General features: G+C 26.8%; 28 protein-coding genes and 2 riboswitches. Of the genes, 3 read left to right on the forward strand and 25 right to left on the reverse strand.

The genetic code is table 11. The features are described from left to right. Positions 1-36: 36 nt before the first annotated feature. The 16 genes from EIH23_RS08165 to EIH23_RS08235 form a co-directional block, all read right to left on the reverse strand. Entirely contained in the window at positions 37-384 is a 348-nt protein-coding gene (locus EIH23_RS08165; protein ID WP_122639801.1) for a winged helix-turn-helix transcriptional regulator, read from the reverse strand. Positions 385-506: 122 nt separating this feature from the next. After that, positions 507-2,285, reverse strand: coding sequence for a 1-deoxy-D-xylulose-5-phosphate synthase (locus tag EIH23_RS08170; RefSeq protein WP_122639802.1), 1,779 nt, complete (start codon positions 2,283-2,285; stop codon positions 507-509). A gap of 262 nt (positions 2,286-2,547) precedes the next feature. Continuing rightward, complete coding sequence (locus EIH23_RS08175; protein WP_122639803.1) at positions 2,548-3,291, reverse strand: ATP-binding cassette domain-containing protein; 744 nt, start codon at positions 3,289-3,291, stop codon at positions 2,548-2,550. Positions 3,292-3,302: 11 nt separating this feature from the next. Next, positions 3,303-4,847 (reverse strand): ABC transporter permease/substrate-binding protein, encoded by a 1,545-nt coding sequence (locus EIH23_RS08180; RefSeq protein ID WP_122639804.1) that lies wholly within the window; start codon positions 4,845-4,847, stop codon positions 3,303-3,305. A gap of 2 nt (positions 4,848-4,849) precedes the next feature. After that, entirely contained in the window at positions 4,850-5,461 is a 612-nt protein-coding gene (locus EIH23_RS08185) for a pyridoxamine 5'-phosphate oxidase family protein (RefSeq protein ID WP_122639805.1), read from the reverse strand. A gap of 299 nt (positions 5,462-5,760) precedes the next feature. Continuing rightward, on the reverse strand, positions 5,761-6,297 hold the full coding sequence (locus EIH23_RS08190) for a flavodoxin family protein (protein ID WP_122639806.1): 537 nt from the start codon (positions 6,295-6,297) through the stop codon (positions 5,761-5,763). A gap of 82 nt (positions 6,298-6,379) precedes the next feature. Beyond that, entirely contained in the window at positions 6,380-6,949 is a 570-nt protein-coding gene (locus tag EIH23_RS08195) for a sugar O-acetyltransferase (protein ID WP_122639807.1), read from the reverse strand. A gap of 126 nt (positions 6,950-7,075) precedes the next feature. Beyond that, positions 7,076-7,210, reverse strand: a complete 135-nt coding sequence (locus EIH23_RS16720) for a hypothetical protein (RefSeq protein WP_279265833.1) — start codon at positions 7,208-7,210, stop codon at positions 7,076-7,078. Between the two features lie 125 nt (positions 7,211-7,335). Further along, positions 7,336-8,109 carry a histidinol-phosphatase HisJ gene (gene hisJ, locus EIH23_RS08200; RefSeq protein WP_122639808.1) on the reverse strand — a complete coding sequence of 258 codons (774 nt, stop codon included), beginning with the start codon at positions 8,107-8,109 and terminating at the stop codon, positions 7,336-7,338. A gap of 133 nt (positions 8,110-8,242) precedes the next feature. Beyond that, positions 8,243-8,539, reverse strand: a complete 297-nt coding sequence (locus tag EIH23_RS16910) for a GNAT family N-acetyltransferase (protein WP_306666837.1) — start codon at positions 8,537-8,539, stop codon at positions 8,243-8,245. Between the two features lie 386 nt (positions 8,540-8,925). Then, entirely contained in the window at positions 8,926-9,702 is a 777-nt protein-coding gene (locus EIH23_RS08210; protein ID WP_122639809.1) for a sulfite exporter TauE/SafE family protein, read from the reverse strand. Between the two features lie 171 nt (positions 9,703-9,873). Further along, a complete protein-coding gene (ribH, locus tag EIH23_RS08215) occupies positions 9,874-10,335 on the reverse strand; it encodes a 6,7-dimethyl-8-ribityllumazine synthase (RefSeq protein ID WP_122639810.1) in 462 nt (153 codons plus the stop codon). A gap of 24 nt (positions 10,336-10,359) precedes the next feature. Continuing rightward, the gene (locus tag EIH23_RS08220) at positions 10,360-11,553 is read right to left on the reverse strand and encodes a bifunctional 3,4-dihydroxy-2-butanone-4-phosphate synthase/GTP cyclohydrolase II (RefSeq protein ID WP_122639811.1); all 1,194 of its coding nucleotides are present in this window, start codon (positions 11,551-11,553) and stop codon (positions 10,360-10,362) included. Positions 11,554-11,570: 17 nt separating this feature from the next. Continuing rightward, entirely contained in the window at positions 11,571-12,218 is a 648-nt protein-coding gene (gene ribE / locus EIH23_RS08225; protein ID WP_122639812.1) for a riboflavin synthase, read from the reverse strand. A 9-nt stretch (positions 12,219-12,227) separates the two neighbouring features. After that, positions 12,228-13,301, reverse strand: a complete 1,074-nt coding sequence (gene ribD / locus EIH23_RS08230; RefSeq protein WP_122639813.1) for a bifunctional diaminohydroxyphosphoribosylaminopyrimidine deaminase/5-amino-6-(5-phosphoribosylamino)uracil reductase RibD — start codon at positions 13,299-13,301, stop codon at positions 12,228-12,230. A 231-nt stretch (positions 13,302-13,532) separates the two neighbouring features. Beyond that, a riboswitch (FMN riboswitch) is annotated at positions 13,533-13,647 on the reverse strand. Between the two features lie 79 nt (positions 13,648-13,726). Next, complete coding sequence (locus tag EIH23_RS08235; RefSeq protein ID WP_122639814.1) at positions 13,727-14,668, reverse strand: DMT family transporter; 942 nt, start codon at positions 14,666-14,668, stop codon at positions 13,727-13,729. Between the two features lie 171 nt (positions 14,669-14,839). On the opposite strand from EIH23_RS08235, the gene EIH23_RS16270 reads away from it, so the two are divergent. Next, positions 14,840-14,995 carry a hypothetical protein gene (locus tag EIH23_RS16270; RefSeq protein ID WP_164489016.1) on the forward strand — a complete coding sequence of 52 codons (156 nt, stop codon included), beginning with the start codon at positions 14,840-14,842 and terminating at the stop codon, positions 14,993-14,995. 89 nt (positions 14,996-15,084) lie between these two features. Continuing rightward, positions 15,085-15,528, forward strand: coding sequence for a MarR family winged helix-turn-helix transcriptional regulator (locus tag EIH23_RS08240; protein WP_122639815.1), 444 nt, complete (start codon positions 15,085-15,087; stop codon positions 15,526-15,528). Here EIH23_RS08240 and EIH23_RS08245 read toward each other — a convergent pair. Further along, positions 15,481-15,888, reverse strand: a complete 408-nt coding sequence (locus tag EIH23_RS08245) for a nitroreductase family protein (RefSeq protein ID WP_243113355.1) — start codon at positions 15,886-15,888, stop codon at positions 15,481-15,483. The genes EIH23_RS08240 and EIH23_RS08245 overlap by 48 nt on opposite strands. Before the next feature lie 329 nt (positions 15,889-16,217). On the opposite strand from EIH23_RS08245, the gene EIH23_RS08250 reads away from it, so the two are divergent. Next, positions 16,218-16,811 (forward strand): sugar O-acetyltransferase, encoded by a 594-nt coding sequence (locus tag EIH23_RS08250; protein WP_122639816.1) that lies wholly within the window; start codon positions 16,218-16,220, stop codon positions 16,809-16,811. A 105-nt stretch (positions 16,812-16,916) separates the two neighbouring features. On the opposite strand, the gene EIH23_RS16915 is transcribed toward EIH23_RS08250, so the two are convergent. From EIH23_RS16915 to EIH23_RS08285, 8 genes are all read right to left on the reverse strand, one after another. Then, the gene (locus EIH23_RS16915) at positions 16,917-17,201 is read right to left on the reverse strand and encodes a hypothetical protein (protein ID WP_330566201.1); all 285 of its coding nucleotides are present in this window, start codon (positions 17,199-17,201) and stop codon (positions 16,917-16,919) included. A gap of 215 nt (positions 17,202-17,416) precedes the next feature. Then, positions 17,417-17,512, reverse strand: a riboswitch (guanidine-I (ykkC/yxkD leader). Between the two features lie 63 nt (positions 17,513-17,575). After that, positions 17,576-18,979, reverse strand: coding sequence for a sensor histidine kinase (locus EIH23_RS08260; protein WP_243113356.1), 1,404 nt, complete (start codon positions 18,977-18,979; stop codon positions 17,576-17,578). After that, positions 18,966-19,655: a response regulator transcription factor gene (locus EIH23_RS08265; protein WP_122639817.1), complete on the reverse strand. Its 690-nt coding sequence runs from the start codon at positions 19,653-19,655 to the stop codon at positions 18,966-18,968. Before EIH23_RS08265 ends, EIH23_RS08260 begins: the two co-directional genes overlap by 14 nt. 117 nt (positions 19,656-19,772) lie before the next feature. After that, the gene (gene mgtE, locus EIH23_RS08270) at positions 19,773-21,107 is read right to left on the reverse strand and encodes a magnesium transporter (RefSeq protein WP_122639818.1); all 1,335 of its coding nucleotides are present in this window, start codon (positions 21,105-21,107) and stop codon (positions 19,773-19,775) included. Between the two features lie 304 nt (positions 21,108-21,411). Continuing rightward, positions 21,412-21,708, reverse strand: a complete 297-nt coding sequence (locus tag EIH23_RS17105) for a metallophosphoesterase family protein (RefSeq protein WP_122639881.1) — start codon at positions 21,706-21,708, stop codon at positions 21,412-21,414. Positions 21,709-21,972: 264 nt separating this feature from the next. Next, positions 21,973-23,163: a DUF819 family protein gene (locus EIH23_RS08280; protein WP_122639819.1), complete on the reverse strand. Its 1,191-nt coding sequence runs from the start codon at positions 23,161-23,163 to the stop codon at positions 21,973-21,975. 283 nt (positions 23,164-23,446) lie between these two features. Continuing rightward, a complete protein-coding gene (locus EIH23_RS16275) occupies positions 23,447-23,584 on the reverse strand; it encodes a hypothetical protein (protein WP_164489017.1) in 138 nt (45 codons plus the stop codon). Positions 23,585-23,728: 144 nt separating this feature from the next. Next, complete coding sequence (locus tag EIH23_RS08285; protein ID WP_122639820.1) at positions 23,729-24,397, reverse strand: YkgJ family cysteine cluster protein; 669 nt, start codon at positions 24,395-24,397, stop codon at positions 23,729-23,731. Positions 24,398-24,773: the final 376 nt, after the last annotated feature.

Genomic DNA, 24,773 nt, shown 5'->3' on the forward strand with positions numbered 1-24,773 from the left:
TACTATTCCAGTGTAAATAAGTCTATTACAATTTATTTATAAATTGTAATCTTTAGGTACATATTCATGTCCCCATTTACATAGTGAATTTAAAATAGGCATCATAGATTTACCAGTATCTGAAAGTGAGTATTCCACTTTTGGAGGTACTTGTGGATATTCCTTTCTTATAATAATACTATCACTCTCTAATTCCTTTAGTTGATTACTTAGCATCTTATGTGTTACTTTACCCAATGCTCTCTTTAAATCGCTATATCTAAGAATTTCTTTTTTCCATAGCCAAAACAATATGTGCATTTTCCACTTACCACTAATTAGTGAAATTGCATATGCAAATGGTCTTACATCAATTTCTTTTTCTTCTAATTGTATTTCATTCATATTTATTCTCCTTTTATTAAAATAATCTATAGATTAGCATAACTTCTTAATTTAAATTATTAATAACATTGATATAAAAACAAGTGGTTAACTCAATATTGAGCTAACCACTTGTTTTTATATTACCCTAATATTTTTAAATCTTCAAGTACTCTTTCTATGTCATTAACTATTAATTCTTCAGTTAGATGATAGCGCTCATATAATACTTCTAATGGAACACTATTAGTAAATTCTTTGTTTGCACCAAAGTTTAATACTCTCATAGATGAATCACCATAGAATCTTGATATCTTTTCACCAAATCCACCATCAAGTATTCCATCTTCTAATGTTATCACTAGCTTATGATACTTCTTAAGCTCATTTAATAACTCTTCATCTAAGCCAGTTATAAATCTTGGATTTATTAATGTAGCATTAATACCAAATTCTTTTAATTTATATTGAACTTTCTTACCTAAATGGAAGAATGATCCAAGGCCTATTATTGCAACTTCATTTCCATCTTCAACTTTGACATACTTATTCAAATCATAAAAATTAGGTTCAACTTCAACCCCACTTGATATAACTTCCATATTAGGAACACGTATAGCTACTGGATGCTTTTCTTGGTCTATAGCCCACTCAACCATAGCAAGATGTTCTTCCTTAGTAGTTGGTGCTAAGTAAACTATATTCGGTATATTAGATATTAAAGGTATATCAAATAATCCTAAGTGAGTTATATCTGACCCACTTATTCCTCCCCAATAAACCATAATCGTTGCTGGATTATTATTTATAGCAAGGTCTTGAGATAATTGGTCATATGTTCTTTGTATAAATGAACTTAAGAATGATGCTACTGGTTTACCTCCTCTTTTTGCTATACCTGATGCAAGTGCTATTGCATGTTCTTCTGCTATACCAACATCTACATATTGATCTTTTAGTTTAGTTCTAAAACCGTTTACTCCTACTATACTTGGGGTAGCAGCTGTTATTGCTACTATGCTACTATCTTTTTTTGCTTTTTCTATTAAAAATTCTTCTGTTATATTTGCATAAGATTTAACAGGTTGGCCAGCAAATTTTAATTCTTTTGTTTCTAAATCAAATGGCATTACCCAGTGGAATGCTTCTTTATTTATTTCTGCATCTTCATATCCTTTACCTTTTACAGTATGCATATGAATTACTACTGGATGATTTGTATCTTTAACTTTTTTAAAAACTTCTATTAAAGATTCTATGTTATTTCCATCTTTAACAAAGTGATATTCAAATCCTAATGACTTGAAAAAGTTATTTTCTGCGTTTCCTTCACTTTCACGAAGTATGGCTAAGTTTTGATATAATCCACCATAGTTTTCTGCTATAGACATATCATTATCATTTACTAATATTATTATATTTTTATTAGATGATGCGGCATTATTTAAACCTTCATAAGCCTCTCCTCCACTTAAAGAACCATCACCTATTATAGCTATAATATTTTCTTTTCCTCCAACTACATCTCTTCCTTTTGCAAGTCCGCAAGCTAAACTTACTGAAGTTGATGTATGACCTATTGTAAAGAAATCATGTTCACTTTCTCTAGGCTCTGTATATCCTGTGATACTTCCAAACTTTTCAGGATTTATAAAAGCTTCTTTTCTTCTAGTTAGTATTTTATGTGTATATGATTGATGTGACACATCATATACAAACTTATCTACTGGTGAATTAAATACATAATGTAGTGCTATAGTTGCTTCTACCATACCTAAGTTTGGTCCAAAGTGACCTCCTGTTGTACTTACTTTTTTAATTAATACATCTCTTATTTCCGAAGATAATAAATTTAATTCTTCTCTTGATAAAGATTTTAAATCTTTAGGTTCATTAACTTTATTTAAAATATTTAATGACATATCTCTCCTCCAGTTGATTATCTCTTTCTTATCACATTGAAAAGTATAATTCCTAGAGTTAACTCCAAGTCAATAGATTATTCTAAATTTTTTTAAATTTATTAATCAAAATAAAATTTATAGCCTAAGCTAATGAGATCTTTAATATGGTCTTACTGAAACAGGATATAGCCTTAAGCCTATTCTTAAATCTATGCTTTCATTGGGAGAAAAGTATAAAAATAATTAAAAAAACGACCTAAAAATATATTTAGGTCATTTTTTATTTAATATAACTTACTTCTCTTTCAATAAGCTTCTTTACAAAATCATTCTTAGGATTATTTAATATTTCACTAGGCGTACCAAATTGTTGAATCCCTCCTTTATCCATAACTAAAACTTTACTTCCAAGCTTTAATGCTTCTCTAATATCATGTGTAATAAAAATAATAGTAATGTTTTCTTCTTTTTGTATTCTTATAATTTCATCTTGTAAGCTAGAACGAGTAATTTCATCCACAGCTCCAAATGGTTCATCCATAAGTAATATATCAGGAGATGCAGCAAGTGCTCTAGCTATACCTACTCTTTGCTGCTGACCACCACTTAATTCATTTGGATATCTTTTTAATAGTTCTTCATCTAATCCAACTATTTTTATCCATTTCTTTACTGCTTCTTTAGTTTTATTTTTATCTCTTTTATTCCAAAGATTTGGTACATAAGAGATATTATCTTCTATACTCATATGTGGAAATAATACACTTCCTTGAATTGCATAACCGATATTTCTTCTTAATTCTATAATATCTACGTCTTGAGTACACTTTCCATGAACAAATACCTTACCTTTATCTGGAGTAATTAATCCATTTACCATCTTTAATAGTGTAGTCTTCCCACATCCTGAACTTCCTACTACACTTAAAAATTCACCTTTCATTATTGATAGATTAAAATTTTCTAAAATTACTTTATCTTTATATACTTTTTTTATATTCTTGAATTCAATTGTAATTTTCATATAACCCCACCTCATTTACTTAAAATACCTATTTTTACTAAATATTCATGTGCAACAGTTTCTGCATCCATACCTTCTGTCTCTACCATATAATTTAATTTTGCCATCTCACTATCATTTAGTATTCCTTCCATTTCACTAAAAACATCTTCTAATTCAGGATATTCATCCAATACTTCATTTCTTACAACCATAGCACCCATTGCTGTGGAGAAAAATTCTTTGTCATCTTTTAATACAATAACACCTGATTCAGTTAACTGTCCATCTGTAGTAAATATATCCATAACATCTACTTTACCTTCATTAATTGCTTTATACTTTAATCCTATATCTAAGTCCATAGTTTTTTTAAATTTAAAATTATATTTTTCGGAAAGTGCACTGTATCCATCAGGTCGTTCAAAGAAATCATACTCTCCACCAAAAACTAATTTATCTGATACTTTGGCTAAGTCTGAATATGTTTTTAAATTATATTTATCTGCAATTTCTTTTCTTACAGCTATTCCATAAGAATCATTAAAACCTAATATACCAGTCCATGTAAAACTAAATTTTTCCTTATATTCTTTTACTAACTCATCATACATTTCTTCATTATAAAAACCATCATGCTTTAATACCATATTCCAACCTGTTGAAGTATATTCTGGATACATATCAAACTCACCACTTACCATTCCTGGCTGAATATTAGATGTACCGCCTCCAACACCTTGTGTTACCTCTACATTAATATCTGTTTTTTCCTCTATCATTTCCTTAATCATAGCCCCAATAATATATTGCTCTGTCATTGGCTTTGTTGCTAAATGTATAACTTGGTTATTATCTTTATTCTTATAAAAAGTTAAACCACCAATAATTAAAAATATAAACACAATAGCTGATATAAAAATTTTTAAATCTATTTGTAAATTAGATTTTTTATCTATAATTATTCTTTCTATAACTCCTAGTATTCCATCAATAATAAGTGCTAAAATTGCTATTAATAAGCTTCCTATTATTGTCATTGATGTATTATTAGTAGTTATGCCTCGATATATAGCAATACCTAATCCACCTGCTCCAATAAAAGATGCTATTCCGGCTAATGCAATTGTCATTGTTACCATATTCCTAATACCTGACATAATTATTGGCATTGCTAAAGGTAATTTTATTTTATATATAATTTGAAGTCTTGTACTTCCCATACCTGTAGCTGCTTCAATTACTGCATCATCAATATTTTCAATTCCTGTAAATGTATTTCTTACCATTGGTAATAATGCATAAATAGATAATGCTATAATGGCTGTTTTATTTCCTATACCAGAAAAAGGTATTAAAAACCCTAATAAAGATATTGATGGTATGGTGTATAAAAAATTAATAATACCTAATACACATTTAGAACTCTTCTTAAATTCACTAATAATAATTCCAATAACTAAACCAATAATGCAAGATATTGTTACTGCAATAAATGATATCTGTAAGTGTTGACATAGTAAGTTTATAAAAAATGCACTTTTTTCTTGAAGTAAATTTATCATTTCACTTAACACACCTATTCACCTGCCTTAATAATTGCTTTTGTAGGACATTTCTCAAAACATAATCCACAATGTAAGCAATTATTTGGATTGATTAAGTATTGTTCATCCTTAGTAATACATTGCTGAGGGCAGTTTTTTCTACATTTATCACACTTTATACAATCATTAGTTATATAAAATCCTTTTTTAAATATATTTTTACTTTTTAAAGAAAATGTTTTTCTATAAATAGGACTTTTACTTAAATTAAAGTATTCAATTTCTCCTTCATTTATATAGAAAACATCTAATATATATCTACTATCCTTTGGATAAACATCATTCATAACTGTATTTTCTTCAAATACACGATCTAACCATTTACTTTGTTCTTTAACTAAACTTACTTTTCCCATTAATCTAATAGACTCATAATTTTTAGTTAAACCTGCAATTGCAACTTTCTTTGACTCCAATAATTGACTATGAAAGTTTTTACCTCTTGCTGTTACAAAATATAAAGTTTCATTTTCCACAATCATTACATCAATAATTCTCACTTGAGGATTTCCATTTTTATCAACTGTTGCTAAAGCAACGTCTTTAATTTCACGTAAAAGCTTTAGACATTTATTAGCATTCATAACATATACCTCTCTTTCCCTAATTAAAATTTAAATCAAATTATATACTTTATTAAGTACACCCATTAATGTTGTATAGTTTGCTATAGATAACTATTAAGTAGATAACTATTAAGTAATTTTCAAAAATAGCCTTGAATAAAATATATGTATAAGTTAAGATGTGTATTTATTTTTTTATCTAAGTATTAGAATAAAAAAGCTAGTTTAAATTAATTTCCAAACTAGCTTTTTTTATAATTTATTTAATTTTATTTAAGCATTTTGTATGCTTCATCATCAACTTCTTCTTTTATTTATTAAACTGATTTCCCCATTATATACGCTTCTTTCATAGCTTTACTTTCTTTTATATCTCCTCTTTGCCAAGCACCTACTCCGTAAATAATGCCTTTTTCTTTTGCCCCTGGTAAGCAATCCATAAATCCTCTAAATCCATCGAAAGTTCTTTCCAGCATTGCTTTATTAAGATCTGCTGCAGTTGCTATTAAGTAAAAATCTTTATTAGTAATCTCTGTGTATCTTGCTACGGTTCTATCAATTAAAGTTTTCATCTGTGCATCCATAGTATAAAAATAAACTGGACTTGCCATTACTATTACATCTGCATTAATCATTTTTTGCAATATACTAGCCATATCATCTTTATGAACACATACTCCATCTCTTCTACATCTATAACAAGCTATACAATAATTAATAATCTTATCTCCTAAAAATATCTTTTCTATATCATTACCAGATTCTCTAGCCCCATTTATAAATTGTTCACATAAAATCTCAGAATCCCCATTTTTTCTTGGACTTGCTGATAATACCAATACTTTTTTGCTCACTCTTTAATCCCCCCTAATTTATTGTGTTTTACAAATTAATGATAGTACTTAGAGTTAACTTCAAGTCAACTAGTTTTATAATTTACTTCTCAATTTTACGAATAACTTTTGCTGGAACACCTCCAACAACAACATTCTTAGGAATATTTTTAGTTACAACTGCACCGGCTGCAATGATAGAACCATAACCAATAGTTACTCCTGGTAAAATTGTGGCATTCGATCCAATCCATACATTTTCTCCTATAACAATTGGTGATGGATACATATCTCCTCGTTTATTAGGATCAATTTCATGATTAAGTGTAGCTAATACTACATTATGACCAATTAAAACATTATCTTTTATAATTATGCCTCCTTGGTCTTGAAATTTACATCCAGCATTTATAAATACTCTTTTTCCTATTTCTATGTTTTTACCACAGTCAGTGTAAAATGGTGGGAACAGTCCAAAACTTTCATCTACTGCCTTGCCAATCAACTCAGAAAAAATTTCTCTAATTTCATGAGCTTCATGATATTCATTATTTAATACTGATGTAATCTTTAAAGCTTCTTGTGATAATTTATGCATAAATTCATGGACTTTTGAACCTTCAGTTACCTTCTTTCCTTGATTTAAATATGATAAATACTCTTTTAATTCCATTTTTCTATCACCTTTCTTTATTAAAAAATTAATTTACTTTATTATCAAAATATACGTTCTAAATAACCATAATAAAATAACTCTATTATAGTAAAGTACTATTATAGAGTTATTTTTATACTTATTTTAAATTTGATAAAAAAATTCTTCCAATTTATTAAATGGAGTTTTATCTGTTTTATCATAAGCATTTTCACTAAAAAATTTATAATGCGCTCTATCATCCATTATAAATAATATAGATCTTGTTGAAAATTTCATCAATTGTCTCTTATGAGAATAATAAAATAACATATAAATTGGTTTATTATGAACTATGATATGAAACCCTATCTCAATTTAGCAGAGAATATAAGAGAATATTTGATGTAACAGCTAAAATTGAGTTATATATTAAATCCTACACTTTCAAAACTATGTGAATCTGAACCTAAAACGGTTTTAATTTTATATTTATTTACAAGCTCTAGTAGATATCCATGTATATACGGTTCTCTACAATATACTTTTCTAATACTAGAAGTATTAAAATCTAGCTCATAATCTTTCTCACATATAAGATTAATAATTTCATCTAGTCGCTTATTTCCATCATAATCATATGGAAATAACTTATTAAACTTTCTAACTAAATTTAAATGACCTATTCTTTTGGGTTTATATATTCCCAAATCACTATTTATTGCTAACTTTAATGTTTCATAATATTTATTGTAAGTATTTTCTATAGAACCTAGCTTAGTAACTATCTTTAAAAATTCTTCAGCACTAAAATCTATACAATAATACTTCTCACCTATTTTTATCATATGTACTGATAATATAGAATCATCTAAATAATTACCATACTTATTTAACATTTTTTCTATCTCATATTCGTATTCTTCTATATAGTCTACTTCTACACCTACATTTATTTTAATCTTATCTTTATATTTATCTTTAAAAAAATTAACTTCCTTAAAGTAACTTAATATATCATCTTCATCCATTGCACTATCTTTTTTAGGTGATGGATCTTCAAAGTTATTCGGCAGTGGTAAGTGTTCTGTAAAAGTAATTTCAATTAATCCTACATCTATTGCTTTTTGTATATAATCCTCTAGTTTATCTTTACTACCATGAGGACAATATGGCGTATGTATGTGTCCATCTTTCATATCTTTACCCCTATACAGCTATTGTTAAATTTTCTTTATTATCTTTGTTTCCTAAATACTTAATATCAACTTTAGAAATTTCTAAACAAACTTCCTGACCTATTTTTAAGTTGTTTTCTTGATTTAATATATTCTAAACTTCAAAAAATTCTTTTGCATAAACTATATCTCCAGATACATTTTCTAATGCTCCTTTAATTAACTCTATAGCCATATAGTTTTCACTTGGTACTTCAAAAGGTGCATTTATACCAAAATTTGTACTTTTCTCAAATCCAAATCTAGGATAGTATTTTTCACTACCTAGAACAAATATAGATTCATAACCTAATTCTTTAGCTATTTTAAAAGTTTCTTTTATAAGTAATCTACCAACCCCCATTTTTTGAAAATCCGGATGAACAGAAAGAGGTGCTAATGCTAAAGACATATATTTTTCATTCTAAAATACTATATCCAGTTTTGTTGACATTATATGTCCAATAATTTTACCATTATGTTTTGCTACTAAGGATAATCCTTCTATAAAGTTATCCGATTTACGAAGCTTTTCTACTAAATTATGTTCATTATTATCTGTGTGTTCTGAACTTTCAAATGATTTTTAATCATTACTTTGACTTCTTTAAAATCTCTTTCTTCTTTTCTTATTACTATATTTATCATATACTCTCCTTGGATGTATTAATTTTTATCTCTAAAACTATTCTCATCATATTATAATTAAATATGGTATAGAGTTAACGCTCTATACCATATTACTATTGCATATTATCTCATAGTTTTTTCTACTAATCATTTAATATAAGTTTCTATTTATATCAATTTTATTAAAATAGTTATTATCCCAAGAATTGCAAGGCATATACCTACGACTCTATTTAACTTTTTAATCTCACACTTATTTGCAAATTGTGCGCTAGCATAAGCAGCTATAACACAAGAAATGATAACTAACAGCATAGGTAATGGTTGTATTTTAGCACCCATAGAAATATGACTTACTGTTCCTGTTAAAGCGACCAAAGTCATAATCATAGTACTTGTACCTACAGCTACTTTTAAATTATATCCAAGAAGTAATGTAAATACTGTAAGCATTAAAATTCCTCCACCACTTCCTGTAAAACCACAAATCCAACCTATTCCACATCCAAAGAACATTGCTGTTGCAATTTTTTTATGATTTATTTGTTCTGAACCATCTTCTGCACCAAAACCTTTTTCAATAGGTTGTACTAAAAATTTTATCCCCAGTAAAATGGTAGTTGCCATAGAAATATACCCTAGACCATCTGGCTGCGACTGGGAAAAAAGAAATCCACTATAACTACCAATAATAGTTCCTATAAAAGCGGTAATTGTAACAAGGATTCCATTTTTTAAGTCAATATTTTTATTTTTATAATAAGTGTAGGCTGTCAACATACTAGCAAGTACATCAGCTGCTAGTGCTACCGTTACAGCATCATAACTTTGCCATTTACATAAACTTACTAATAAAGGTGTTATAACTACTGCTGCAGAAAGTCCTGCAAGTCCTGTTACAATTCCTGCCCCTAATCCTGCAAAAATGTAAACTAAATATAACATACTGTGTCTCTTCTCCTTCTACTTTTACTTCTTATACTATATACTTTGTAATATAAATTCTAGTCACTATGCTTTTTATATTATAATATTGCTATGTAGAAAATACAATATTTGGTGTTTTTATCTTATATTAATCTATAATTTTAACTTTAATACATCTAAACTCTATAATTAAAATTGTTTTACTAAATTAATCATCTCTATTGCAGTAAGTGCAGAATCATATCCTTTATTACCAGCTTTAGTTCCTGCTCTTTCTATTGCTTGTTCTATTGAATTTGTCGTAAGTACTCCAAATATAACAGGAATATTACTTTCAATTCCTACTGATGCCACACCTTTAGATACTTCTGCACAAACATAATCAAAATGTGGTGTTGCACCTTTTATGACACAACCTAAAGTTATAATTGCATCATATTTATTACACTTTGCCATAGCTTTAGCAAGTAATGGAATCTCAAATGATCCTGGAACATAAGCTACTTCAATATCATCTTCATTTACTCCATGTCTTTTAAGTCCGTCTATTGCACCTGATATTAATTTTGAAACTATAAATTCATTAAATCTAGCTGCTACAATTCCTATTCTTAAATCTTTTCCTATTAAGTGTCCTTCTATAATTTTCATAAATATTTATCCTCCTATTTTTCTTTATACTGTATATAAGTGACCTAATTTATCTTGCTTAGTTTTTAAATAATCTTTATTCTTTTCATTTAAATCTAAATCTAAAATTACTCTTTTATTTACATTAATACCGTACTTTTCAACATCTTTGATTTTATCAGGATTATTTGTCATTAACCTTATATTCTTAATATTCAGTTTTTTTAAAATATGACATGCCTCATAATAAGTTCTTGAATCTACAGGCAATCCAAGTGCTAAATTAGCTTCAACTGTATCAAGTCCATTATCTTGTAAGTTATAAGCTTTTATTTTATTTAAAAGCCCAATTCCTCTACCTTCTTGTCTCATATAAACTACTACACCAGATTCATTTTCTTCTATAAGTTTAAGAGCTGCTTGTAATTGATTTCCACAATCGCATCTCATAGAACCAAGTATATCGCCTGTAAAACATTCTGAATGTATTCTACATAATACCGAATCCTTATTTTCTATATTTCCTTTGACAATAGCTATATGATGATCTTTAGTTAATTTATTTTCAAATCCATATATTCTAAAATCTCCATATTTAGTTGGCATTTTAGAATCACTAACTTTTAGCATTAAATTTTCATTTTTTAGTCTATATTCAATTAAATCTTTTATAGATACTATCTTTATATTGTGACACTTTGAAAACTTTATTAAATCATCTAGTCTAGCCATTTCTCCATTATCTTTAACTATCTCACAGATTACAGCACTAGGAGAAAATCCACATATTCTAGCTAAATCAACACCTGCTTCTGTATGACCATTTCTTACAAGTACTCCTCCTTCTTTAGCTGCTAGAGGAAATACATGACCAGGTCTTTTAAAAGAATGCTCCGTTGAGTTTTTATCTATAAGTTTTTTAATAGTTAAAGCTCTTTCTTTCGATGAAATTCCAGTTGTAGTATCTATATAATCTACAGAAACTGTAAATGCTGTGTTATGCGAATCTGTGTTTTCATAAACCATACTTTTTATATTTAATCTATCTAATAAATCTTTAGCCATAGGTGTACATATAAGACCACCTGCGTATCTTAACATAAATGTAATATCTTCATCTTTTACCATGTCCGATGCTATTACTAAATCCCCCTCATTTTCTCTATCTTCATCATCAACTACAATCAACATCTTTCCTAATTTAAAATCTTCTAATGCTTCTTCTATGCTATTTAACATACTTCCTCCTTTAAAATTTACATGAATCCATTATTAGATAAGAACTCTTTATTTATATTTAATTTTTTAGATATATTATCTATTTTTAAAAACTTCTCAATATATTTACCTACAATGTCACATTCAATATTTACATAATCCCCTATTTGCTTTTTATATAAAGTGGTTTCTTCTTGTGTATGTGGAATTATAGATACCTTAAATCTATAATCATCAACATATACAACTGTTAAGCTTACACCATCTATAGTTACAGAACCTTTTTTTACTATATACCTTAAGATATTTTCATTTGCCTCTATAAATATATCCAAACTTGTAGGTGATTTTTCTATATTTGAAATAATGCACGATGAATCTATATGTCCACTAACTATATGACCATCAAATCTAGAATCTACCTTTAAAGCTCTTTCTAAATTCAAAATATCATTTACTTTAAGATTTCCTAAATTACTTCTTCTTATAGTTTCCTCCATTATATAGAAGGTATAACTATCTTTATAGTAATCAGTTACAGTTACACATACACCATTGGTTGATATACTATCTCCCAACTTTATATCAGTAAGTATCTTTTTACAGTGTACGCAGATTTCTTTGCCTCCATTTACATTCTTTATACTTCTTACCACTCCAATTTCTTCTACTATTCCTGTAAACATAATTTCTCCTTATAAATATCCTTCAATGACAATATCTTCATCTATAATATATTGATTTATATTTTTTAATTTTATAGCATCTCTAACAAACTCTATTCCCCTGCCTCCAAGAGGAGTTGGCGATGTTTTTCCGCCTAATATTTTAGGCGAGATAAATGACATGACCTTATTTACTAAATTAGACTTAACCATTGAGTAATTAAGAGTTGAACCACCTTCTAATAAAATGCTATCTATTTCTTTTTCCTTTAATTTAATCATTAATTCACTGAGGTTTACTTGATTATCTATATTAGAAGTCTTTATTATTTCAACGCCTTTAGATTTTAATTTATTTATCTTATCTTCATCATCAGATATAGTAGCAACTATTATCTTTTCATGAACATTAAAAATATTTAAATCCATTGGTATTCTTAAATTTGAATCCACTATAATTGGAATAGGATTTACTCCGCCTTCTATTCTACAATTTAAAAGAGGGTTATCATTAAGTATTGTATTAATTCCAACCATTATAGCTTTATACTTGTTTCTAAGCTTATGTACCTCTTTTCTAGATTTTTCTGAAGTTATATACTTAGAATCTTTAGTAAAAGTTGCAATCTTTCCATCTAGTGTCATAGCATATTTTAATAAAACAAAAGGTTTTAAAGTTTTAATATAATTAATAAATACTTCATTTAGTTCTTTACATTCTTTTTCTAATACTCCAACTTTAACTTCTATATTATTTTTTAATAGCATATCTATGCCATTTCCAGAAACTATTGGATTTACATCTTTCATTCCAATAACTACTCTTTTGAACTTTTTTTCTATCAGAGTCAAAGCACATGGTGGAGTTTTTCCATAATGAGAACATGGCTCTAAAGTTACATAAATTGTTGCTCCTTCAAGAGGTTCTTTTGCATTATTTATTGCATTAATTTCTGCATGTTCCATTCCATATAGTTTGTGATATCCGGTAGAAATCACTTTATTATTTTTTACTATTACAGCACCTACTAAAGGATTGGGGCTTACCCTTCCTTCTCCTTTACGTGCTAAATCTATTGCCATATTCATAAAATATTCATCCATGTTAACCTCCTTATATAAATTTTACTATTAAAAAACCTCCTGGCTAATTTCAGGAGGTAGGAAGTTGATTTTAATATATTTACTATTTAAGTATATTTAATAAAGCTATTGTTTAATAAGCTGCTTGCCTTAAAGTATTTTATGTACGTAAAATTAAAAAGCTCTGAAATCAATGATTTCAGAGCTAAAATTTGCAAGACAATAAATAATACCTATTATAGTATCAATTATTTTAATCTTCTTCCATCCAGACTTTACTGTCGGCTTCGGAGTTTCACCGAATCTGCCATAAGGCTCGCGGGCTATAACCGCCGGTAAGGAATTTCACCTTGCCCTGAAGATTTATATTTAATTTTAATTAAATTTTATATTACTGATTTTGGATTGTCAACAAAAACTTTAAACTATATTTTTTAATTAATATTTTATAACTTCGTATCTAATAAACTATTTTCACTTATTTCGTCTTTATTACCTTTTTTAACATAAGATAATATTATAATTGTAACAATAATACAAGTCATACCTAAAAAATCCATAAATCCAAATGGATCTTTTAACCATATTACAGATAAAAATGCTGCTGATAAAGGTTCAACCGATCCTAATGTACTTGCTTCTGTTGGAAGTATATACTTTAAACTTTCTAAATAACATTGAAATGCTATAAGTGTACCGAATACAACAACAAAAACAACACCTACAATTGAGTATATAGAAACTACTCCACTAAACTTCCATGGTGGATTTATAAAACTAAAAGCTATACCTCCAATTAGCATCCCCCATCCAACAATTGTAGTAGAACTATATTTTTTTAATAACTCTATAGGTTGAAGTGTGTATAATGCTGAAGCAAAAGCTGATGCTAATCCCCAGAATAATGCTAATTCTGATATAGATAAACTATGTATATCACCTTTCGTAATTATGAAAAATACGCCAATCATTGCCAAACCTATAGCAAAAACTTCATTTAACTTAGGTAACCTCTTGCAACGAAATGCCATATAGCACGTAATAATTACTGGTGATAAATATTGAAGTATAGTCGCAGTTGCCGCATTGCCATGCTTAATTGCAGCAAAGTAAGTATATTGAACACCTAACATTCCTAATATACTAAATGATATAAGATTTGTTCTATCTTTTTTATTTTTCCAAATTTCTTTTATGCCTTTATCTTTTTTAATTAAACCTAAAAATAGTAATAATATCCCCGATGCTAATAGCCTAACAACAACTAGCCATTCTGGGGTAAAACCGTTTTGTTGAAATAAAAATTGAGCTACGGTTCCAGATATTCCCCATAACATAGCTCCAAGCATAACTAAAGTTATACCTTTCATACGTAAATTACTTATCATAGATTTTTTCCTTTCCTTTGCTAAAATTTTATTAGTCTATAATATAATCCAAAATCAAACTTATAAATATTATCTTATAATTTCGACTCTTCAATAATTTTACTAATAATTTACACATATGACAATTAATATATTGCTTAATGCTGTAACTATATTAATGAGGTTTAAAAAATGCAAGTAGATAAAGTACAGTTAGATAATAATTTAGTAGAAATATTAAAGCATTTTATAGTTGACTTCACCTTACTTATATACACAGATAACTTTTGTTTATTCTATGAATACTATATAAGATGGTATTGGCATAAAGATAGTAAATTTTATTGAATCTGCTAATAATTAATTAAGAAAATACCTATTTAAATATGGTATTATATATAAAGATAAATATAGCTTATCTAGATTGGAGAATTGATATGAAGGATAAATATATTATTTATTTTATTAGTAGAACTAAAGCTAATATGATAAAATTCATTGAAAATAAATTAAAAGAAAATAATTTAACTGACCTAATACCAACACATGGTAATATATTAACTGCTCTTTATGAAAGTGATAAGAAACTAACTATGAAAGAGATAGCTAAAAAAATTGGTAAAGATAAATCTACAGTAACTTCACTAGTAAATAAACTTATAAGTTTAGGATATATAGAAAAAGAAAAGTCAGCTATAGATAAACGTGTTACATATATAAGCTTAACTCAAAAAGCTATAGACATTGAGGATAAATTTAATTTTATTTCATCACAAGTAAGAGAAACTGCTTATAAAAATTTTACTAAAGAGAAAAAAGAAGAGTTTTTAAGATTACTTAGAAAGCTTAGCACAAACTTTAAAACTGAAAATAAAAAATAAAAATGCCTCATTATCTTTTAGTATTTTATACTCTATCATTTTATATTCTGAACCATATACCAGTACTACTGGAGCATTTCTAAAGCATGTATAATATTTTATTACACTCATATGTATTTTTCTATCTTTTTCAGTCTTTGCTATTTCACCTAATCTTTCATGACTTTTCGTTACTATATCAGCCATTTTATTAATTATCTCACGATTAGTTAGTACAACAAAGTTCCAATTTTGTTGATGCTTTGGTGAAGGATCTTCAGTTGCTAATTCTAACATTTTTAATATATCTTCTTTTGGTACTACTTCATCTTTAAATTTTCTTACACTTTTACGCATTTTTATTGCTTCTATAACATTCATAGTTGTACTCCTTTAATTATAAAATTAATTTGACGTCAAACTTTTTTATATTATGGATTATTTGGAATTTTTAGTATAATATAATGATAATTTAATTAGAAGGGCATAATTATAAAAAAAAATTTTTAAATTGAACTATATTTATACTAAGTGTTATCTGCTTTATAATAACATGTAAGTTATTTTTGAATTTATGTATTTACGTTGATGATAACTATACATAATTTTATAAACAAAATTAAGTTTATTGAGATATAATTTTAATAATATACAAGTTTATATAAATAAAATAAAGTATAAATTTAAACGAAAGGTTAATATATAAAACTATGAACTTTACAGAAGAAATGAAAAAAAATAAACCTTATATTTATCACTATAAGGACATAAGTCCAGATTTAAAATCAAAAGCTAAAAATCTGCTATGGGAATTTAATAATTTAAGACCAGACAATGAAAAAAGAAAACAAGATATTATAAAAGAACTTTTAGGTACAAGTACTCCTTTAACTTTTATAGAGTCAACATTTAAGTGCGATTATGGATTTAATATACATTTTAGCGGTATGGCATTTGTAAATTATAATTGTGTAATGCTTGATACATCTCCTATTTATATAGGTAACGGTGTATTCATAGGTCCTGGAACTTGTATTTCATGTGCAGGTCATGCCATTGATGCAACACAAAGATCTGAAGGTTTTGGTGATTCAAAGCCAATCAATATTGAAGATAATGTATGGTTAGGTGCAAATTGTACTATCCTAGGAGGTATAACTATAGGAGAAGGTAGTATAATTGGTGCTGGAAGTGTCGTTACAAAAGATATACCTAAAGGTGTTATAGCTGTAGGTAATCCTTGCAAGGTATTAAGAGAAGTTACAGATGCTGACAAATGGGATTTAAATAATTTAAATAAATAGTAAATCAAAATAATTAACTGTACTTAATCATTTATTTTTTTTAATTATAGGTACAGTTAATTTTATTATATACTATTTTACTATTTCTAATAATTCCTTGGACACTTACTCATATCTTTCATCTGATATCCCTAACTTTTTCTTAAATATATCATCATCCATTCTTTCTACTTTAACTTCATCACATTTATTAGCAATATATTTATACTCATCTCTACCTAATAAATATCCATTAGAAAGTAGCCTTATAACTAATCCCTTACTTTTTATAAAATCTATAATATCACTAATCTTATCATTTACAAAAACTTCACCTTTTGAGTTAATAAAAATTAACTCTGCATTACTTTCGTCTATAATACATTCTAATTCACTTAATAAATTATCCACACCATCAAATAATATTTGAGTATCTAGCTTATTTTTTTATCTACCTATAGGACAAAATATACAATCAAAATTGCAATATTTCTCTGGCAATATATTAATCTCTAATACTCTTTTCCCATCTTCTATATAAATATCTTTATGCGTAAAACTATTCACTACTCAACCCCTCCTTAAAAATAGTAATAAAAAAAAGCCATAGGAGTATTATAAAAAATATCTCCCAGGCTTTTATCGTTCCGTGTACACAGTAAGCTGTGCGTTTTCTCTCGGAGCAGCCAGCTATAAACTGCGAAACCCTAGAAAACTAAAATATAAAACTTGATTTTTTCAAAAAATATCATGTTATCAATATCAAAGCAACTATATATATATAATTATTTAGGAATTATTATTGTAAACATACTTCCTCTGTTCAATTCACTATCTACATATATGTCTCCATTATGAGCATGTACTATACTTTTTGCTATAGTAAGACCTATTCCTATACCTCCGGTTTCTTTATCTCTAGATTTATCAACTCTATAAAATCTTTCAAATATAAATTCTATATCACTTGTTGGAATTCCAACTCCGTTATCTTTAATAGATATAATTACATTATCTTTTTCCTCATATGATTTTATATTTATTTCCCCATCTCTATTAGTATACTTAATAGCATTAGATAATAAATTTACTATAACTTGAGAAAACTGATTTTTATCAATATTAATATTTATTTTAGCTAAATTACAATTAATTTTTATATTTTTAGCTAAAGCAGCACTTTCACAGTTATATACAATATTTTGTATAAGTTTCTGTAAATTAACATTAGATTTGTTTAGAGCATTTTTCTCACTATCATATTTTGATAAAAGTCTAAGACTACCTACCAAATCACTTAAGCGACTTACTTCTTCTCTTATACTTACAAGTCTATCTGTCGTCATATCCCAAATTCCATCTATCATTGCATCTAGATGACCTTGAATACTAGTGAGTGGTGTCCTAAGTTCATGAGCTACATCAGTAGTTATCCTTTTTCTCAGCTGCTCTTGTTCATTTAATTTGTAAGATAGCTTATTTATGGATTCCACTAATTCTTTAACTTCTTTTATATTATTTTTGTACTCAACTTTATTTTTATATTTTCCATCACCAATAGTTTTAGCCATCATAGATACTTTTTCTATAGGACTTGATATTGACTTTGAAATGATTAAAGATATTATAATCACGCTACCTATGGATATAATACTTATAATTTTCATAAAAGTATTTATTATATTCAGAAACATAATATCATTTTCCATATAATATAGTGATTCATAATATAATATCTGTCCATATCCAACTATATTATTATTTTCTCCATATATATCAACCTTATATTCCTTTAATCTAGCACTCCAATTATCTTCTATACTCTCCATATTTTCTCTTATATTATTTAATATCTTATTGGATAAACTGTTTTCATCTTCAAATATTCCATATATAACTTCATTATTTATATCGTATATTTCTAAGGCAATCCCTTTTCCTATGGAGTCTTCGCATAAACCTTTTATTAAATCAATATCCCATACTTTATCCTTGTAAATATTTTTCAAATCAAAATTTATTAAATGTTCAACCTCAGATTTGTTACTATCATCTACATATTTTCCAAACTCATTTTCAAAAGTTCTTCTTACAAATACGGTTATTACTAAAACTGTTAGAGTCATTATTATTGCAAAAGATATTATTATTTTATTTCTTAGAGATATAACTTTATTATTTAAGCCCAAACTTATACCCTATACCATATACAGTTTGTATAATTTTACAGTCTTTATGGTCTACTTCTATTTTTTGTCTTAAATTTTTTATATGACTATCAATAACTCTATCGTCTTTTTCATAATATCCTTCTACTAAATTATCTAAAATCTCAACTCTTGTATATACTCTTTTAGGATTAGATGCCATCATTAATAATATTTTATACTCAGTACTAGTTAAAGAAATAAATTTACCTCTTACCTTAACCTCATATGATGAAGTGTTTATTTCAATTTCATTTCCAAATTTTATAATACCACTATCACATTTATCACTTAAGTTTTTACTTCTTTTTAGAATAACCTTAACTCTAAGTACAAGTTCCCTTACATTAAATGGTTTACACAAATAGTCATCACAACCTAAATCAAACCCTTCTATTCTATCTTCATCTTCAATTTTAGCAGTAAGCATTATTACAGGTACTTCAGACTTATTCCTAATAGACCTGCAAATGTTCTCACCACTTATATCTGGAAGCATTCTATCTAATATAACTAAATCATATTTATCATTGTTAAAATACTCTATAGCAGTATTTCCATCATAAGCAACAGAAGTACAATATCCTTCCTTATCCAAATAAGCCTTCACAAATTCACAAATTTTTTTCTCATCATCAACAACCAATATATTAACCATATAAAGTCTCCTAAAATTCAAATTTATCTGCTAACTATAGTATAACGTACAATCACTTTAATATTAAACTATCAACTAAAATATAAAAATGGATATCTAAAATAGCCCTCTATATTCCTAAATTCCTAAGAGAGTTTTTGCAAAAGTGAAGTATACCATTAGAGCAAAGGCATCTACTATAGTAGTTATTAGTGGACTGGCCATTATTGCAGGATCAAACTTCAATTTCTTTGCTATAATTGGTAGTAAACTTCCTACAACCTTTGCTATTATTACTGTGAAAAATAAACTTCCACACACAGTAAGAGAAATTATTAAATCAGTTTTTTCTAATAAATATATTCTTAAGAAATTTACAATCGTAAGAATAGATGCAACTATTAAACTTACTCTAAATTCCTTGTACATAACCTTTAAATAATCTTTTATTTTTATATCACCTAACGCTAGGCCTCTTATTACTAAAGTTGAAGATTGTGACCCTGCATTACCACCAGTATCCATAAGCATTGGTATAAATGCTGCAAGTATTACTACAGATTGTAATACATCATCAAATTTTTTAATAATTGAGCCTGTTATGGTTGCAGATATCATAAGAACTAAAAGCCAAATAACTCTATGTTTTGCAAGCTCTATAACTGGAGTCTTTAAATACGGAACTTCATTAGGTTTCATAGCTGCCATTATTTGAAAATCCTCTGTATTTTCTTTATCAATTATATCTATAATATCATCTACTGTTATTATTCCTACTAATCTATTTTCACCATCTACTACTGGCATACATGTTAAGTCATATTTTTTAAATTCAGATGCAACTACTTCTTGATCTTCTATAGTTTTAGAAGTGATTATATTTTTATCCATTATGTTCTTTATAATAGTATTTTCATCATTTAAAATTAATTGTCTTAAAGGTAGTACTCCTTTTAATTTTCTATTTTTATCAATTATAAAACAAGTATCAACATCTTCTTTATCTAGACATTCATATCTTATATAGTTTATCGCTTCCTTAATCGTCATACTTTCTTTTAAATCTATAAATTCTATAGTCATTATTGATCCCGCAGAATTTTCATTATACTTTAAAAATTGATTTATAAGTTCTCTCTTTTCCTTTGAAGTATTTTTTAAAACTTTTTTTACGATATGAGATGGTAATTCTTCTATAAAATCTACTGTATCATCTAAGAATAGTTTATCTACTATTTCTTTTATTTCACTATCTGTAATTGACTGTATTATATATTGCTTCATATCTTTATCTAAATATGAAAAAACCTCTGCAGCTACATCTTTTGGTAGTATCCTAAATGCTAATACTACTTCTTCTCCACTTAAATAAATCATATCTTTAGCTATGTCTACTGAGTTTAATCCTTGAAAATACTCACTTAGCTCTAATATTTTTCTTTCTTCTATTAAATTGCTTATTACTTGTACCATGATAATCTCCCTTTTATAGAGTTCATATCATTTAAGTAATCTTTTTGTGATATAATATATGAACTCTATTTTTATATTTTTATTATTTTTTATCAGTAGAGGATCACTGTCCATATAAATCACAACCTTTCATTTTATTTTATTAATCAATTATATGAAATAAATATGTAGAACTTATGAAGATAGTAATAAAAAATAACTGTACCTAATAATTTATAATCTTAGATACAGTTATTTTTTATTACTATCTTAAATTCTCAATTTTTTAAATATTCTATTCTTAAATTTAAATTAGTTATTTATTTTACTTTGCACTACCTTCCCTTATAAGTCTTGCAAAATCATAAGCTACTTCCACTATTTCAACTTTAACATTCGTATCTGATATATCTATAATAACATAATTTGCATCAGGTTTATTAGTTTTTGGCTTTCCTATACTACCTACATTTACAAGGAGTTTTTCACCATAATATTTTGCATATGGTATATGAGTATGTCCACAAACTAGTATATCTTTATCTAAGCCACTCGTAACTTCATCTGCTTCTCTAGAGTTTTCTTTTAAATATTCATTTATGACTCCTCCTATTTGGATGATTTACTTTGTTCATTAAAATATTCACATATATAGCTACATATAACTCTTATCTTTCATAAAATTTTCCTATATAGTTTATATTAAATAATTATTATTTTATTCTTTCATTATACCATTGTATAAGTTTGAATTGTATTTTTATATCTTTAAAATTAAAATATAAGCAATTATAAAACTCGTATTAATTAAATCTAAATATAATACCAATAAAGTCCAGTAAATATTATTTACTGGACTTTATTGGTATTATATTTATAACTCATACTATAAAATAACTTGAAGTATATTTCCAACAATTATTCCAGCGTAATTTCCTAAAACATATCCCCATACACCAGCTATCATTGTAGGTACTATTAAACTATTCCACCCTTTAGCTATAGCCATAGCTACAGCAGTTGTTGGACCTCCTATACAAGCATTTGATGCTAGTAATAATTCATCTAGTTTAAACTTGAACAATTTTCCCACTCCTAAAGTTACAACTAAATGTATAAACACTGCTAGTATACAGAAAACTAATATAAAAGCACCATTTTTTATTATTTCTGATATAGATGCAGGTACTCCAAGAACTACGAAAAATAAATAAATTAAAAACGTACCTATTTCTTCTGCTCCATTAATTTCGTCTAATTGTTTAGAAAATACTGTTGCTACTACTAACATTAATGTTGTCATTATTAAATACATGTTTCCAAAAATAGAATTAGCCATTTTTAATAGTATATTTGAAGTAGGTATTATTGATGAGATGAACTCAGACAATAAGTTAGATAAACTTGCTACTGAAAAGGCAATTGCTAAGCATATAGCTATATCTTTTAATGATATTTCTTTTTTAGTCCAATATGTAGAACTTCCACTAATACTTTCTTCACCCTCTGTAGCCATACCCCATTTTTTCTTAAAGAATGGTATCGAAGGTATTGACATAGTTGCAAAAAAATACACAGCCATAACTAAATTATCTGCTACTATTGTTGCATTAGTTAGATTTTCTGGAGTTTTAAAAGCATTTGTCATAGCAACAAAATTAGCTCCTCCTCCAATATATGATCCAGTCATCATACCAGCTATCTCAGCTACATGTGGTATTAATGAGCTTAGTAAAAATGCTGATATAAACGTACCTACTACTGTACCTAAAGCTGATATATGAAATGCACCTAACATTTTTCCACTTTCATTTTTAACTTTTTTAATATCTGCTTTTAGTAATAATAGTGGTATTGCAACTGGTACTACATATGACCATACCGAATCATACACAGCACTTTCTGTAGGTATTATTTTTAAGTTTGCAAATATAATTGCTCCTAATAATGCTATAATTGCTCCTGTTACTTTAGATGCCCACTTGTATTTTTGTTCTAATACTATACTTATAGCAGACCAAACCACTAAGAACGTCCATAACATCCATGTGTTATCACTACTTATTAATGAATTCATATTAACTTCTCCTCTTTACTTTTTAATCCAGCTAGATTTTACCATATAGAATGTATTTCCTTACAGAACCACTATACTTACTTTTTTACTGTATAGTGGACCTTAACTTTAATGTATTATTTATCTACTTTATTTAAATTATAAATCAAAGAACATGGTATTAAAAAAACTAATAAAAATAGATAGATATTTTGCATACTCAATATATCTATCTATTTTTATTAGTTTTATCCATAATTAGATCTATATTTTTCATTTAATATTATCCAAAACCATATAACTATTATGAATTTTTACTTATATATATTTTAAAAGATTTTATAGTTAAATACATTGTATATATAGCCATAATTTTTATTAATCCATTAAAAATCATGCTAAAGATCCCCATATATAAAATACCGTTAGTATAAAGTTCCATGATACCCTCCCCATTTATATAATCGAAACTATTATAATAGTACAATAATATACAGTATTTAACAATTATAATCAGTGTATTTTTACATAAACAAAATAACAGATATCTAATATTGCTTAGCCACAATAGATATCTGTTTGTCTTTTAAATAATTCCTAATTTATTTTTTACATAAGGTAAATTTTCTTCAAATAAAGAGTAAAAACTCTCTCCTTCTTTTACCTTGATATTATAACAATTATCTAATATAAATTGATTAATTTCATTTAATTCTTCTTCATCTCTGACGAATTTCAAACGGAAGGTTAATGCTTTAATAAATTTATACCATTCTAATATAAATATTTTATTTTCATCATAGTTTTCAATACCTATCCAGTCTCTTACTTTAACATCTTTTAAATCAGTCTTAGGGCAATTTCCTACTTGTAAAAAGTACTTAAAGTCATCATCTTTATATACCCTTCCAAGTGGAAATAAACGACAAATGTTTGGTCGTTTAGAGTGAATCATACATCTAAATTCTTTATTTAAAAAGCTGCATCTTTTATTATCATCTTTCATCTTTAAATGCGGTAATAAAATTTTGTTACTTTCAATTAATTCAATCTTATCTCCTAGTAATTCAACAAACTCTACACCTAAATAATTAACTATTTCATATACATCAAAGGGTGTAAGCACTACTAGTTCACCAATATCATAACAACAATCACTGCAACCATTACAACCACATGTATCTGCTTTTACTGTGTCATCAATATCATATAATTTTCCATCTGATATCTTTTCTAGTATGTTTATAGATTTCATATATTTCTCATCCTCATTTATTATTTAGATTTTATTAAATACTAAATAAAATATTATCACACAGAAAATATTCTTACAACTTATATCAGTTCGTATTTTCTATATTTAAAATAATTTTTAATTTATATCCTCTTTTATTAGGTTACTAAAAATATAGATATTGTGTCATAATTTGTATTTTATCCATATTATATATTGAGATATATTCTGACTTTATTTATCTATCGTATGAATATATTCTTAATTTATTTAATCAATTGGTGATATAATGATTTCTTCAATTAAATTTATAATTTGAAGCTTAATTTTAATAATTTATAAAATTTCTTAATTAAAATAAAAGATGTGAACCTTTAACTGTTCACACCTTTTATTT

The sequence above is a fragment of the Romboutsia sp. Marseille-P6047 genome (assembly GCF_900604535.1).
GTDB lineage: Bacteria > Bacillota > Clostridia > Peptostreptococcales > Peptostreptococcaceae > Romboutsia_E.